At 41.0% G+C, this 14,176-nt stretch carries 15 protein-coding genes; 1 reads left to right on the top strand and 14 read right to left on the bottom strand.

Annotated features, from left to right (window positions below; translation table 11 throughout):
• Positions 1–10 precede the first annotated feature (10 nt).
• Positions 11–235 carry a hypothetical protein gene (locus tag AC1M83_RS03350; protein ID WP_481590017.1) on the top strand — a complete coding sequence of 75 codons (225 nt, stop codon included), beginning with the start codon at positions 11–13 and terminating at the stop codon, positions 233–235.
• Positions 236–802: 567 nt separating this feature from the next.
• On the opposite strand, the gene AC1M83_RS03345 is transcribed toward AC1M83_RS03350, so the two are convergent.
• From AC1M83_RS03345 to AC1M83_RS03280, 14 genes are read right to left on the bottom strand one after another with little or no spacing between them, the layout of a single operon-like run.
• Entirely contained in the window at positions 803–1,210 is a 408-nt protein-coding gene (locus AC1M83_RS03345) for a hypothetical protein (protein ID WP_481588137.1), read from the bottom strand.
• A complete protein-coding gene (locus AC1M83_RS03340; RefSeq protein ID WP_481590016.1) occupies positions 1,207–1,755 on the bottom strand; it encodes a glycoside hydrolase family protein in 549 nt (182 codons plus the stop codon). The genes AC1M83_RS03345 and AC1M83_RS03340 overlap by 4 nt, the downstream gene beginning before the upstream one ends.
• Entirely contained in the window at positions 1,739–2,002 is a 264-nt protein-coding gene (locus AC1M83_RS03335) for a phage holin family protein (protein ID WP_048882812.1), read from the bottom strand. Before AC1M83_RS03335 ends, AC1M83_RS03340 begins: the two co-directional genes overlap by 17 nt.
• Positions 2,003–2,046: 44 nt before the next feature.
• Positions 2,047–2,259, bottom strand: coding sequence for a hypothetical protein (locus AC1M83_RS03330; protein WP_481590015.1), 213 nt, complete (start codon positions 2,257–2,259; stop codon positions 2,047–2,049).
• Complete coding sequence (locus tag AC1M83_RS03325) at positions 2,243–2,722, bottom strand: hypothetical protein (protein ID WP_481590014.1); 480 nt, start codon at positions 2,720–2,722, stop codon at positions 2,243–2,245. The genes AC1M83_RS03330 and AC1M83_RS03325 overlap by 17 nt, the downstream gene beginning before the upstream one ends.
• Entirely contained in the window at positions 2,688–3,197 is a 510-nt protein-coding gene (locus tag AC1M83_RS03320) for a hypothetical protein (protein ID WP_481590013.1), read from the bottom strand. Before AC1M83_RS03320 ends, AC1M83_RS03325 begins: the two co-directional genes overlap by 35 nt.
• Positions 3,181–3,432, bottom strand: a complete 252-nt coding sequence (locus AC1M83_RS03315; protein ID WP_481590012.1) for a hypothetical protein — start codon at positions 3,430–3,432, stop codon at positions 3,181–3,183. The genes AC1M83_RS03320 and AC1M83_RS03315 overlap by 17 nt, the downstream gene beginning before the upstream one ends.
• Positions 3,433–3,446: 14 nt before the next feature.
• Positions 3,447–3,770: a hypothetical protein gene (locus tag AC1M83_RS03310; RefSeq protein ID WP_481590011.1), complete on the bottom strand. Its 324-nt coding sequence runs from the start codon at positions 3,768–3,770 to the stop codon at positions 3,447–3,449.
• Positions 3,771–3,815: 45 nt separating this feature from the next.
• Positions 3,816–6,302, bottom strand: a complete 2,487-nt coding sequence (locus AC1M83_RS03305; RefSeq protein ID WP_481590010.1) for a phage tail protein — start codon at positions 6,300–6,302, stop codon at positions 3,816–3,818.
• 1 nt (position 6,303) lies between these two features.
• Positions 6,304–6,726, bottom strand: coding sequence for an NlpC/P60 family protein (locus AC1M83_RS03300; protein ID WP_481590009.1), 423 nt, complete (start codon positions 6,724–6,726; stop codon positions 6,304–6,306).
• A complete protein-coding gene (locus tag AC1M83_RS03295; protein ID WP_481590008.1) occupies positions 6,723–8,885 on the bottom strand; it encodes an SGNH/GDSL hydrolase family protein in 2,163 nt (720 codons plus the stop codon). The genes AC1M83_RS03300 and AC1M83_RS03295 overlap by 4 nt, the downstream gene beginning before the upstream one ends.
• Before the next feature lie 57 nt (positions 8,886–8,942).
• Positions 8,943–9,800, bottom strand: a complete 858-nt coding sequence (locus tag AC1M83_RS03290) for a DUF2163 domain-containing protein (RefSeq protein ID WP_481590007.1) — start codon at positions 9,798–9,800, stop codon at positions 8,943–8,945.
• On the bottom strand, positions 9,797–10,450 hold the full coding sequence (locus tag AC1M83_RS03285; RefSeq protein ID WP_481590006.1) for a DUF2460 domain-containing protein: 654 nt from the start codon (positions 10,448–10,450) through the stop codon (positions 9,797–9,799). The genes AC1M83_RS03290 and AC1M83_RS03285 overlap by 4 nt, the downstream gene beginning before the upstream one ends.
• A 10-nt stretch (positions 10,451–10,460) precedes the next feature.
• Positions 10,461–14,156, bottom strand: coding sequence for a lytic transglycosylase domain-containing protein (locus tag AC1M83_RS03280; RefSeq protein WP_481590005.1), 3,696 nt, complete (start codon positions 14,154–14,156; stop codon positions 10,461–10,463).
• Between the last annotated feature and the right edge of the window lie 20 nt (positions 14,157–14,176).

The following is a 14,176-nucleotide window of genomic DNA, read 5'->3' as shown; positions in this document are numbered from 1 at the left end:
AGGATAAATAATGAATATTGTTAAAGTTAAAGTCCATAAAATGTATGAAAACTTTCACAGAAATCCAGCTATTCAATATGTTGGGTTTTTTGATGATAACAATGTATTAATCAGCTTATACGATAACAATAATATTAAACTCATTAATAAAATCGGGACGTTGCAATGGGTAAGCATTGCTACTAATCAAGCTTACTTTGTTGAAATACCAGATTATATTAGTGCCGAGAATTAAACTCATGATGATTAAATACCCTCAAGTAATCCTCGTTTTTCACAAAGAGTCAAACCACAGTGATCGTAGATGTGCTTGGGCAAACTATAATTATCAAGGGAAACTAAATAACATTACAGATTTTTATGGCCAGAATTTATCTCTTTACGATGGCAATAAAGTTGTCATCGATGGTGATATTTGGGTTCTGGAAAGTCATCTACACAAGGTATATAGAGATAGAGGTCGCAAATGAAAAAAATTCTAAGTGCATTCGATTTAAAACGTAATTTATATTTCAGAAAATTAATGCTCGATGGTGATTACAAACAAAATGTATATGATTTAAAGCATAGGAATAATTATGATTTATATGTATATAAATTAATAGATAGTGAATCAGGCAGAAAACTGTACTTTAAAAATTTTGTTATATTTAAATAAATTAGCCCTCATTTAGAGGGCTGATGGATTTTAATAAATGCTTTAACTTTAGCTCTACAATCTGCGTATTGCTCAGAAGTATCAACAATCCAAATTAATGCCTCACCCATTTCGCCAGTCTCCAATTGCTTTAAATCTTGGCAATCAATTAATAGGCTTGCTGGAATTTGCGGTAGCGATGGCGGTTTGGGCGATACGCAAGCCGTCATCAGTAAACTTGCAATCAGTGTAAATGCGGTCAGTAATGATTTTTTGAGTCTCATGTCGAATATCTCTAAATTCAATTTTGATGTTGTTGCGTTCGGCTTCGAGTTCATTTTCAACAATGAATACTTTTGCTTTCCAAGCCTCTAAAGCGCTTTGGTAGGCTTCATTAACTTTGTTTATTCGCTCGACACATTCGGCATCAGCGCCATTAAATTTATTTTGCCAGTGACTTACACGCCATGACTGAATTCCAAGCCCAATAAGTGTGAGTAATAAAAAAGCCGTCAGAGCAATAATGACGGCTTCATAAAACTTTGTTATAAATCCTGTTATTAAATCTTTCATTGTGCCCCCATACATTTACTGTGACGTTCAAGCTGTCGAGTCCAAACGCCATAGCAGTTATTTGAACGAATAGAACAGTCACGCTTTGCTACGTATTTCCATTTGAGTAATGAGTCACAGGCAGCTTTATATTTTTTGGCTTTGAGGTTGCGCAACATCGATGAACTGGACCAGTTTGCGGTACCGTATTGATATGTGAAATCTAAATATAAATCGTATTCATCCTGTGAAATTGGTACATTCAATATGGTTTTATTGAATCGCTGTGCGTCTTTATTCATGTGAAGCTTCAGATATTGAAGCGCAGTTTTACGATCAATTGCAGGATCTGTCATCTTGACTCGTACACCGTTTGGATAGACGGTGGTACCGTGGCCAATCGTTGGCACATCCCCCTTCACTGGAATAACAGGTTTTGCTGTATACCCTTCTTTTTTTGCTGTTGCTTCAACTTGTTGTTCACTTGGTCCAGTAATAAAAATGCCGCTTAATAAAGCGGCAGCAACAGTTGAACCAGCGACAAATAATTTAGTCTTGTTTTGCATCCCATTGCCCTCGCAATTTTGCAATTTTCAGTTCATGTTCTTCTTGCTCACGTTGATCTTTACGTTTTTGAAATTGCTTGTTTGATAAGTAGTTTGCAAAACTGATTGCAAGACCAGCCAGACCAATCAAAACACCAATTAAAAACCCCCAGTCCCAAGTAGCAAGCCAGGAAATAATCGTGATGCCTGTGCCTGCTGTAGTCGCTACTGGCCCAGAAGCATCCACCATTTGTGTCGCGTTCGACATTGTGCCCCCTTAAAATCGGCAATAAAAAAACCACCCAGAGGTGGCTATGCATTAAATGGGTTATAGTCCCATTCAGTAAATTCAGATATTGGCTTTTTATATTCCAAAATCCATTGATCAGGTGGTGGTAATGCTACCCATTGCTGAAAATTAAAAACAAACCAAGTTCCGTTTTCTTCTTTAAGATAATAATGTTCGCCAATTTGACTGCGATAATAATCTGAAAAAAACTGAGTACCTTCAGGCGGCAAGTGCATACTGATCTCCTATATAAGGTTTGCCAACAGCAATAAATTGTACAATCGCACCAACAGCATTAGTTAGAACCATAGCTGCTAATAAGCCTGCAGAATTTGCAGTCTTTGCTCTACCACGTGCTCGAGTAGTTGTAATACTCGAAGGAAATAGACATGCAAATGCAGCATTACCTACGGCGGTATTTGTCTCGGGGTTTAAAGCAAATCCTGTGATGAATATTTTGGGTGGTTCAGCAAATATGTTTTCAGGAATGTTGATTGTAAAGAAAGCATCCGATTCGTCTGCCACAACCTCACCTTCGTAAACAACTCTAGGCCCACCATTCGAAGACTTAAGAACATTACCTACCCGATTCCAGTCAACATATAGTTGATTATTATGCAGAATAAAGTCATCCGAAAATTCTTCAAGCTCAGGTACTTTTACTTCACTCGGAAACAATATCGGGTTGTTCAGGCTCATAAGGTAAAATCCACCCTTTAATATCACCTTTTAAATTTCTCAAGGCGACCGTAAACATACTTTTAATCAATGCACGTACATCAGCTTCACTCATAAATTGAGTCAAATCAATTCGCACTTGATCACCTGCAGTATCAGTGAGCACTAACACCTTTCCCTCAACCACACCACTATTTACGTGGACATCAGTCATAAATGCTGAAAAATTTAATTCTGTCGTTTGACCAAGCTCATTAACATAAGTGATAAAACGTGCACCTGACTCTGCATCGACTCTTGAAGAGAGAGCTGTTAATGTTTGATTGGCTTTAATAGCATTAATAAATAATTGCGATTTAAAACTTAAGGCAATGGTTCCGTTTGGTTTGATATGAATAGATTCATTATCGACATTTACTTGTAGTTGATTATTCGCATTGATTGCTAGACTCGGATGCAGATCATCCTTAAGTAAGATATCAAGTATCTGAACCATATATATTCCCTGCTAAATCTCTGAACAAAATTCTATTTTCATTAATTTTTTGATCAATTCGATCATCAACCTCATCTAAAGTTAGTCCAGGATCACCCTTGGGTCCTTGACGACCAGCTTCATTTACTTGAACGACTTTGATTGGCATTTTCGCAACTATTGCTTTACTTGATGAGCTGACTGTCACCTTAAGCTCTGAATTTTTCACAATGACTTTGTGAGTGTTTTGGCTCATGGAAATACCCTCCATTAAGAGATTCGTTCATCAACAATCCATTTGCTTACACCTTTATCGGGCATGGGAAATACATGACCATCTTTCAAATAAAAGTAGACATCCCAAACATGTTCTCCTATAGGCCAATCATCAGTAGGACCTGTTTCTATAATGAGTCGACCAGGTGTTTCCTCATCAATGGAAATGATGAGTTCTGCAATAACCTCACGACTGATATTTCGTATCTTGCTGCGGATCTCAGTCACATCACTAAAGTCATATGGTGTGCCATCACTATTATTAACGTCTAATGGAATAGGCTTATTCGTACCCTGTTTAATCACGATATCTCGCAATTGATTACCCCTTTAAAAATGAAACCACCCGAAGGTGGTTTGTGATTAATCCGCAGTGGCTTGCGTGATTCGTGTTGAATAGTTCCACGAAGTTGGCTTCCACACGTCCCGCGCAGCAACACGCACATAATATGTGGTCGTTGATTGCAAGCCAGTAATCGTGCAAGCATTTTCGGTACCCGTCCAACGTGCTGCTGTTATTTCAGGATCAAAGTTCGCATTATTGCTGATCCACACCTGGTAATCTTTCAGATCCGGTACTTCACTTGGAATCCACGTCACTGTGATCGAATCTGCAGTAGCAGATGTGTACACGTTCAACAATTGTGGTGGCACTAGATTACTGATATTCAGTTCAGCATAAGTGCTGATAATCGAACCGTTTTTACTTGCAACACGTACTGTATAAGCACGTTGAATACCATCGATTTTTGCTTCATCCATTGAATAGCTATAATCTGTATTGGTTGTATCAACAGTCCGAAGCAATACACCATTTGACCAGATCTGCACACGATAACCGCTAGCACCAGAAGCACTTTGCCACTGAACTTTGAAACTTGTGCCTACAAATGCTGACTGAAGTGATAAACCTTTCACACCTGCAGGACGGCCACCATTGACTGTGTAACTGTATGCAGTCACTTCATCCAAGGTTTCTTCTTTTTGCTCAAGACCATTGAAGCTTGTGAACTTCAGATAAATCTGTTTACCGATCATATTTGAGTTGAAGTCATATTCAAAAATAGCACGATCAATACGAACAAATGATTCACCTGCATTATGCGTACTGGCATCATCAAAACGGCCACGCAGCATGCCACTTAATGTATAGCGCCCTGATCCATCCAAGGTTGCATCGATATAGTTGATATATTCATCACCAACTTTACACAGTGTTGCATCAACTTCGGCATCTTCCAGCGTACCACCAAAGATTTGAGATGATGTATTCAATTGCACTTGCATCGATGTGTCATCCGCATCAATGGCTGAAACTAATGTACCGTAACGTGCAGAGCCATAGATGGTGCCGATCATTTCATAAGTCGTGTTGTCTATACTTGCCCAGACGTTACAACCACCCCAATTAATACCACCAGATGCAGCTACCCAGATTTGATTTTTACCATCGGTTAATTCTAAAGGAGGCTCAAAAATTGCCGGTGCATTGACGTTGCCTGGTTCCTCATTGCCACCTTGATACCCATTCGATGATTGCAGATCATACTCAACTGCTGAACGAGATCCGACAGCAAGCTCTTCAGCTGTAATCGAAAGCACACCCTCTTCATCTTCTTCAACACGAGTGATCCGCACAGGAAACTGATTTAAACCCAAGGATTCATCTGTAATGGTCACAATATCCATCGGCTCAAGTCGGCAGTACTTCCACCCCAATTCAAACTCATATTCATTTCGAACATAGAGTTTTCGCTGTAATAGCAATTGCACCGCATGACGCGCAATTTTTGGCTCACAGAAAAAGTCGTACTTGATCGGATCTTGGGTACGAAGCCCAAACATTTCAATATTGGCTTGGTCCTTGGCTTCAACCGTTTCAGTATTGTATTGGTTAAAACGATTCACGTACTCAATTTGGCAATGATTATACGCATCTGTATCACGGCTTCGACGTACACGTACTGGCTGATCTTCACCCAAGAAATCGTCATCAGTCAGGTGGTATACAGGTTCAAGATTGGGCGTAAATGTCACACCATTACCCGTCACAGCACTGTCACCATAGGAACGGATTTTCAAACCGTCTGGACTCGGTACTACTGCACAATTCACTGCTTCCACAATCTCATTGATGATTTCAAATGCTTCACGCTGTTCAGTCAAAGCAGGACTGATCAACAAATTAGTGGCTGCACAATAGGTTCGAAATTCGGATAAATCAGCCATATTCAGACTTGGTGCTGCACCATACCGTGGATTGGTGATGAAGTCCTCAATCACATCAGCAGGATTGGCATCATGAATTGTTTCTGAAAAGGTAATATCGCTAATCACTTCAAAATTATGATTCGATAATGCTGCACTACCGCCCAAATCATAATTAGCACATGCCACATATCCGAGGAATGGATAATGCACCGCTTCATCTGGATGCTTTGATGCTAAATAGCCCCAAACTGGATTGTGATCACCATCGAATAATTCAAAACCGATTTGATCAATTGGCTTGAGTTGCACACCGCCTTCAGTCTTGGTGACAATCTGCTCTTTATCACGCCAGATGATGCCAATGTCTTTGATTTTGTTTTCACACAAACCAAGCATCAAAGATGCTGAATAAGTATATGTTGTGTTTTTGGTCTTGGTTTTACCCCCTTTACCACCAGATTTAGTGGTCGTTGTATGGGCAGTGGATTTAAAATCACCATACCAAAACATATTTGCAGCAACACGGTTTTTGCCATAAACCAATGGCTGAGTCAGACCGTATGCAGATTGCTGAATACGCATCGAATTAATGCGCTTATCAGACGTACTGATTGTCGTACTTCCAAATACTCCACCCATATTATTCTTTTAGCCTCTTCATACGAAAAAAGCCCGCAATTCTGCGAGCTAGACTTCCTTTTGTGCCATCTTGGAGTATTACTCCTTGATGAATATAGGAGTGAATAATCGTTGGCCATTCGACGACAATTGCACCATGACTGATGCATTTGCCAAAGTGATATAAAACAATGTCACCAGGCTGTGGCTCATCGACTTCATAGCACACGGATAAAACATGCTCTAAATATCGTTGGCCAAGCTGGTGCATGTGCCAGTCCGGCGGGTATGGACGTGGATCTAAGTGATCCATCAAGCCCACTTTTTCGTAGACTTCACAGATCAGCGTTCCACAATCCACACCAACACCTTTCACACGCCCTTGGTGATGGTATGGTGTGCCGAGCCAAGTCATGGCTTCGGCAACGGCTTCGAGGTTTTTCATAATAATGTTTTTAAAAATCCACAGAAAGTATTAGCCATCTTTTCATGACCCTGTCGGGTTGGATGCGTACCGTCTGTTATATATACATTGTACATCTGTGTGTATCCTGCCTCTGTGCCTTGAACAGTTTGGCTAATATGTGGAGTGATGCCACTCAAGTTATACATATCTAAAACAGGTATTGAATAGTAAGCTCCAACATCTTTTACAGCTTGAACGTATGGCTCCAACGTAACATCTAGGGCTGTGCCACCACCGACCTGCAGCTTAATCGGAGTCATCAGAATAATTTGCTTTGATTTACCCAGTTCAGTGCCTTGATTTATGTAGTACTTATCAATTAACCCCTGACAAATAACGTGCAATGCACCGTAATAAGTTGTATCTACACGATCTGACATTGTCCCAAGCGGCACACTCTTACGCACATCATTAGTCCCACCCATCACGCAAATAACATCTAAGTCATTCGCCATATTTTGATAACGTCTTGAGAAAGGAGCATTTGCTCCAGCACTGTTCGCACCTAAAGTTGAACCACTGATACCATAATTGAAAGCAGTCATTCCTAGTTTTTCTGCAGAAAGAATTAACCAGCTATTTAATTGAACACCAGTTGTGCCTCCGTTTGGGTCATTACGTGGTGTAAATCCCCATGTGATAGAATCCCCGATTGCACCAATCTTTTTACCAAAAAATGGACTTTCAGGCGTTATTGACTTTGCGATCTGTAAGACTTGCTGTGACGCTTTATTCACAACATTCGGCATGATTAACGGATTAGAGTTATCTGTTTTAATAAACCGCTCAGATGTAGAGTTATTAACTTTTGACCAATCCACTATCACACGACCGACAGGCTCTGTGCTTGCATCCCCATCTCTATAAAGCAAATACTCTACTGTTTCGGTTAGTTTTTCTGTCACCTCAAACATTGAGTAAAGAGAAATATAAGCCTGTGGTGCTAAACCAATCGCAATATGTTGATTTTTTGAAGAATTAAAGCCAATAGATGAAAAATATTTATTATTTTGAGCGGGCAGAAAACAATAATTCCAAAGTGTTCTCAGATAAACACTTTCATCATCTTCCAATCCCCAAAATTCCACAAGTTCAATTGCGTCTTGTGCTATATAAGCTGTTGATAAAATAGGCGACTCTGTTGGGAAAATGGGCTTATCGACAACAGCTTTTAGCTTATTAATGTCGTTTACAACTGAATCATCAGCATAGACGTAGCAGCTCTTATCTATAACCCATGACCATCCTGGACCTGTATTTGACATAAGACTATACGCCGATCCACTGGTTTTGAGTGCAGCACCATTCAGTGTTACTTTAAATTTCACATCATGCGTTGTTGATACTATTAAGTAAGTATCGATCACAGTTCTATCGACAGTAACCTGCGGCATTTTTGATGTAACAACTGTTACACCGCCATTCGTACCGATTGTGCTTGAAAATGTAGACTCATCATATTCTGTAAAACGCCATGAATCTTTGTGAATACTATTCGCAGCATCAACCGCGCCATTTGCAAAATACTCAAGTTTATATAGTTTCCCCTTTTTCGCGCCCAAAACCTCAATATCTAAAAGAGGGGTATTGATGTCACTGCTAGGTGATGTAGTGCCGTTTCTTGTTAATTTTTTTAAAGGGAAATCTTTCCCATTATTTACTCTTAGAGAATCCAAACTATTGCTTAATTCAGTTATTTCCTTTGTTGTTGCTTCCATAACAGCAATGCCGTCAACACTGTACTTAAAATCATTTGTTCTAAAGCTAGTTGATGACGCTACAACGAAACCAAGCACAAGGCTACCATTCGTTCTATTTGCACCCCACGAAACCGCTTGAACCAATCCAGTCGCTATCACGTACTCAAGTCTATAAGGGGTGTCAAGTGGTAGAGCTATGTTCTGCGGAGTTGTTAGTGTGTAAACTTCCACACTAGATACAATCCTAACAGTCCCTTGAATTAATAAATTTCTGTCGGATGTTGTGTAATTAATGTTTACGCCTTGAGCTAACCCTTCAATACGAGCATATCCTTGCTGTTTGCTCACAACATTCTCAGCCATCTGAGCCATCATTTCACGCATTTGAGCATTCGTTTTCGTACGGTCACGCATTTCTGCTGCAGTAGGTAAAGGCATTTTCTCACCCCATAAAAAAACCCAGCTCAAGCTGGGTATTGATTAATACAAATTTGTTTAAACTGCGGTTTCAGGTACAGGTATAAATGGCGCACCACGGAAACGGCTGAAATTATTAAAACGATTTTGACATGTCTCAAGACGTTTATCACATCCTGGATAAACCTTGATTCGTTGCCCTGCCTGCGGTGCTTCCAACAATGGCAAAGTCAATAACAAAGCGCCTGATTCATGCATGCGAATCGTTCGTTTTAGACCTGCATTACCACCGTCCAAGAACTCGATTACACCTTGCGTGAACCAACCTTGCGGTTGATTCAACTGGCATAAAATTCGTGCTGCAGTACTGCCTGTTTCAATTGTCGTTTGCACCATAAAGTTTTGGCGCAATAGACCGCATGCCGTATCAAATAGCGTATTGGTGCAACTTGGCTGATAAAGATTTCGTGGCATTTGCACATTCAATTCATCCAGATCTGACGCAACACTGGCCTGAATTGAATTACGATCTAAGTCAGGCTCAATGATTCGACCTTCGAACAACTTAATGGTGCCGGCACTGGTGTCCGTTGGCGTATTCATATCCATAAATATGCGCTCTAACTTAAATCGAGCACCGTCCAGTTGGCCATTATGAAACGCTTGAACGACATTGATGCCGTTCCATTCATTATCATCAATACAATCAATACTGATCGATAAATTATCAACTTCAATACCCAGTGACAGACTAATTCCTTCACGGCTGATGATTGGACCACTCGAACTATATGTTTGACTTGCAACAGTCAAATCAAAGTCATAATTCGTATATCGGAATACATCACCTTGAACAGTGGTGATGGTGTAGAGATCTGCCATCACAAACTGATCAGCATCAAGTAACGCAATTAGTTTTGCAGAAGCTGCTCTCATACTTTATTTCCTAGAGATCCAACGAGATCAACTCTTTTTGCATTCCAAAGTTTATGCATGAAATTCGTAAACTGTTGTTCATCATCAGCAAATCGACAGCGGTAGTAATATGTTCCATCGACTTCAAACTTAATGCCTCCATCTATTGGTTTGGATAAAGTGATCTTTCCATCTTTTGAAATAATTGCAGTTGTATCATCCCAAAACAGATCGTCGTCGTTATCACTCCAAAATTGCTGATTGTCATTTTCATTCCAAAATGTTGGATCCACATCAAAAATTGTCTCAGCCTTAGTGTGAGCCAAAGGTATTACGGATGTATGCATCTGCTTATAAAGTTCATAGCTTGTTGTCGTGCCATCACCTTGAAAAGTGCAATTAAACTCATAATCATCAGGCATTTTGAAAAGAAACGAATCGAAAGCACCACGGCGCTCTAAAAAGAAACTTTCAAGTTGCTGTAATTCATTCCTACCATTTTTTTCACGTAAAAATGCAAATGACATTGAGATTTCATACTTAGGAATGGCTTGGTAACTTGCTCGAAGTTCCCTACCATTCACAGAAGTCATAATTTTGGTATTAAAAATGGGAGTTTTTGACAACTCCCATTCAAGACCTGGTAGTTCAGGAAATAATACATCAGACACAAAAACCTCCTTAGGTACCGAAATTACGGCGATGGCCCTTTAATCCACTCGCCAATTCACGACCATGCTTTTCAAAGAAACGCTTTACGTCACGTGAGTCAAAGGCTTGAATTGAGAAATGATTACTCACTTGCTGACTAGGAGTTTGAGGTGTGCCAAAGCCTCCATCTGCACTTAGAGACTTACCTAAGGCACGAATCGTATTTGCGTGCTGCTTAGGTAAAACCATTTCTTCTTCATGAAGTTGTGTCATGGGGTTTACACCTGCAGGAATATCGTAACCACCTCGGGCTGATGCCACTTTTCCAACAATTGCAGATACACCCGCGAATGCAGCTATACCAGCAGCCACACCCAATGCAGGGCCTACGATTGGAATTGACGAAAGCGCCGCCCAAGCACCAGCCATAGCCTCCCAAGCTGACATCATGATTGACTTTAAGACTTCCATGAGCTTTAAACCTAAACGAGCAATTACACCTGTTGAAGTTGCAGCGGTTTTCATGCCTTCACCAGCTACCACAGCACCAGTCTGAGCAGCTTGCCCAGCTACTTCAGCCGCCGTCTCTGATTTGATAAACCCTAATTTAATCGCCATACGAGTTGCTAAACTTGCAGCGTATTTTTTCAGTGGTTCACTAATCATGCTTTGAATAAATGCCCCTGCCAGTTCTGTAAAAATGGCATTCATGGCATTTTTCCAAGTCAGCGTGCCATTCATCATGGACTGAATGCCTTTATCCCATAGACCAGACATTCGTGACGTTAGATTCCCAAACTTATCCTCAAAGTCTTTCATTTGGGCATCAGAAATCATGCCTGGTACTTGGATATCAGACACCGATCTTTGATGATCTAATGCACTGATTTCATTGGTTACGCCACTTACCCCAGAACTATTCCCAGTGAGTTGACTTAGCTCTTGTTCAAGATCTAGGCGCTCCTCCAATCCAATACGCTTGATAGCATACAACTGTTCTTCAAGTTGCTTTGCAAGACGTACCTTTTCAACATTATTGATTCTTCCAGCATCAAAATCAGCATCCAAACGTGCCATTTCTAGCTCGAATATTTGCTGAGACAAAATCATTTTGCCTTGAAGCTCTTCCTCATGAAGCGTCTTGAGTTTTTCAAGTTGTTCAACACGAATCGCTTTGATTTTGTCGGCGGCTTCCTGCTCAGCTTTGATTGAAAAAGCTTTCTTTTCTTCAGCTGACAATATAGAAGAATCAATGTCACTTAGTTCTTTCTTAAGATCTAAAGCAACCTGCTTGCTTTCATCTGCATATTTATACTGCAGTGCTAGCATTTCCTTTTCAGCTTCTTCAGCTTTGCGGATTTGCTCTTGAAGTGATTTATCAAAATCTGAAGATTCAGTCCCTGCTTCTACACCGTTAACGCCAGCCATGTAACCCTTGACTTTTTTCACGTACTGGCGATTAATTGGACCAATACTGGTACCACGATCAACATTCCCTTCACCTGCATGATAAGCAGAAATAGCCTTGTTGATATCACCATACTTATCTAGCAAGAAACGCATGTATTTGGCTGCGCCTTCAGCAGCTTGTTTTGTGTCGAATGGATCAGATACGCCAAAGCGCTTGGCGGTCATATCCAGCATTTGAAAGTTGCCTTTCGCCGTGCCGTATTTAGTCTGAACGCCTTCAACATTTCGACCCTTAGTCTCTTGCATGTTAAGAGCTGATAGCATGCCACTCGGCAAGCCATACTTGGCTTCAAATCCTGAATAGTTAAACTTTTCAGCATTCGCTTTAACACGTGCATTGACCTGCAAGATCTGTTGCTGTTTTTCAAGCTCCTTAGTTTGACGTTTTTGAGTCTCCTCAGCTTTCTTTTCAGCTTCCTCACGCGCTTCAGCTGCTTGTTTACGCTTCCAGTCCGCTTCTTCAGCCTGTTTAACAGCTTCAGGCATTGCACCGTCTTTAGCGGTGTATCCCATACCTGCCTTATCACGAGCATCTGCCATGTGCTCAGCACGCTCACGCGACACACCACCAACTTTCATGTTGTGTTGAATATAGCGTTCTCGTTCAGAATGTTTGTTAGATTCACGAACATACTCCATCTGCTTTGCAGTCAAATTGGCTAATGCATTTGCTTTATCGTTGATGGAATTTGTGTGTTCCTTATTATCCTTAGTACCTTGTGTCACAACTTGGTTATAAGTTTTTAGAACACCCTGAGCATCAATGACTGCTTTACGCTCTTTATTAACGGCAGCAGCTTTCTCATCAATTCCAGCCTTATGTTTAGACTCAACTGTTCGTAGGTTATTAATACCTGTGGATAGTTGATCTGCATTCAGCTTGCCTTGAATATATTGATCGTGGAGCTCTTTAGCTGCTTTTTTATCAGCATCTGATGCATCGGAATGATTAACAACCGCACGCACCAAGCCAAGTAATGCAATTTCCTGTTTACGGAAACCTTGCTCAGCTTTGGATAGGTCTGCCGTGGCTTGTCGCGTCAATACACGCTGTTGAGCCTTATCAAGCTTTTCATATTCTTCACGAAGTTGGGTTACAGTTTTACCTTGTGTATTTAATGCAGGTACTGCTTCATCACTGCTTCGTTTCATGTAAAGGAATGCAGCACCTGCCGCTAGACCTTGAAATGCCAACATACCTAAGCCAGCAGGACCACCGAGCAATGCTGACGCACTACGCAGTACACCCATCGCCGTTGCGGTACGCATCGCTTGACCCTGAAGCGCAGACAATTGCATCTGATATGCCATGCCTTGGGCTACGCCGATCACAAACTCTTTAGCCAATACGGCGCATTGAACAACTAATTTGGCTGAAATAGCTGCACCCAAAGCGATGGCTACAGCTTTAATATTGTCAAAGTTCTGCGAAATAGCAGTCACTGCAGGCGTTACTGAATTGATCAGCATTGCCTGGAAACCTTGGAACTGAAGCTCTAGTGTGTAAAGGTTTTCTTTAGCTTTACCGAGGTTATCTACCATGTCTTTCGACATGATAGCACCAGCATTCTTGGCTTCCTCACCCCATTTTTTAAAGCCTGCGCCACCGTCTTTGAGTAATGGAATCAATAAACTACCATCATTGACGATCTGCTCCATGTAGGTGATAGTTTCAGCATGCGATAAATTGGCTTTTTCCAAACCATCGTAATATGCCTGGATAACCTCTGGACCACTTAAATCTTTGAACATATCGATGGTCACACCAATCTTAGGCGCAACCTTTTCAAAGAAGTCTATCATTTCGCCTTCACCACGGCGTGCTTCACCGAGCCGATCTAGCGCGTCCTTACCCATCATGCCGAACTGTTCTAATGACAATCCAGCTGTTTGAGCACCCTTGGCAAAGTATTGGAGGTCTTCTACCGATTCACCCAGCATGTCAGACATTTTCTGAACTTCTGAAGCGGTGCTAATTGCATTGCGAGTGAAACTGACCAATCCATCTACAGCTAAGGCAGAACCAATACCAGCAGCAATTTTTTTACCTAGGCCCAGCATCTGCGTTGAGATATTGCTTGAAAGATTATCGAAGATCTTTTGCACACCAGACACGTCAATCTGAAAGTCCACTTTCTTACCTGTGACTTCAATCTCCTGCGCCGTATCTTTAACAATACTTTCGGCTTCATTCATGCCTTTTTTAAGTTCAGAAGTCTTCGCACCAACGTGCACTTCCACTCGATTGTTGCTCATAATTCCTATCTCGCAGGCAT

It is taken from the genome of Acinetobacter sp. 25-47-130, from assembly GCF_056779705.1.
Note: the sequence above shows the minus strand (reverse complement) of the source record. Positions and strands in the feature narration are given on the sequence as shown.

Coding starts and splice junctions, on each gene's coding strand:
- AC1M83_RS03350 (WP_481590017.1), top strand. CDS start 11: ATGAATATTGTTAAAGTTAAAGTCCATAAAATGTATGAAAACTTTCAC.
- AC1M83_RS03345 (WP_481588137.1), bottom strand. CDS start 1,210: ATGAAAGATTTAATAACAGGATTTATAACAAAGTTTTATGAAGCCGTC.
- AC1M83_RS03340 (WP_481590016.1), bottom strand. CDS start 1,755: ATGCAAAACAAGACTAAATTATTTGTCGCTGGTTCAACTGTTGCTGCC.
- AC1M83_RS03335 (WP_048882812.1), bottom strand. CDS start 2,002: ATGTCGAACGCGACACAAATGGTGGATGCTTCTGGGCCAGTAGCGACT.
- AC1M83_RS03330 (WP_481590015.1), bottom strand. CDS start 2,259: ATGCACTTGCCGCCTGAAGGTACTCAGTTTTTTTCAGATTATTATCGC.
- AC1M83_RS03325 (WP_481590014.1), bottom strand. CDS start 2,722: ATGAGCCTGAACAACCCGATATTGTTTCCGAGTGAAGTAAAAGTACCT.
- AC1M83_RS03320 (WP_481590013.1), bottom strand. CDS start 3,197: ATGGTTCAGATACTTGATATCTTACTTAAGGATGATCTGCATCCGAGT.
- AC1M83_RS03315 (WP_481590012.1), bottom strand. CDS start 3,432: ATGAGCCAAAACACTCACAAAGTCATTGTGAAAAATTCAGAGCTTAAG.
- AC1M83_RS03305 (WP_481590010.1), bottom strand. CDS start 6,302: ATGGGTGGAGTATTTGGAAGTACGACAATCAGTACGTCTGATAAGCGC.
- AC1M83_RS03300 (WP_481590009.1), bottom strand. CDS start 6,726: ATGAAAAACCTCGAAGCCGTTGCCGAAGCCATGACTTGGCTCGGCACA.
- AC1M83_RS03295 (WP_481590008.1), bottom strand. CDS start 8,885: ATGCCTTTACCTACTGCAGCAGAAATGCGTGACCGTACGAAAACGAAT.
- AC1M83_RS03290 (WP_481590007.1), bottom strand. CDS start 9,800: ATGAGAGCAGCTTCTGCAAAACTAATTGCGTTACTTGATGCTGATCAG.
- AC1M83_RS03280 (WP_481590005.1), bottom strand. CDS start 14,156: ATGAGCAACAATCGAGTGGAAGTGCACGTTGGTGCGAAGACTTCTGAA.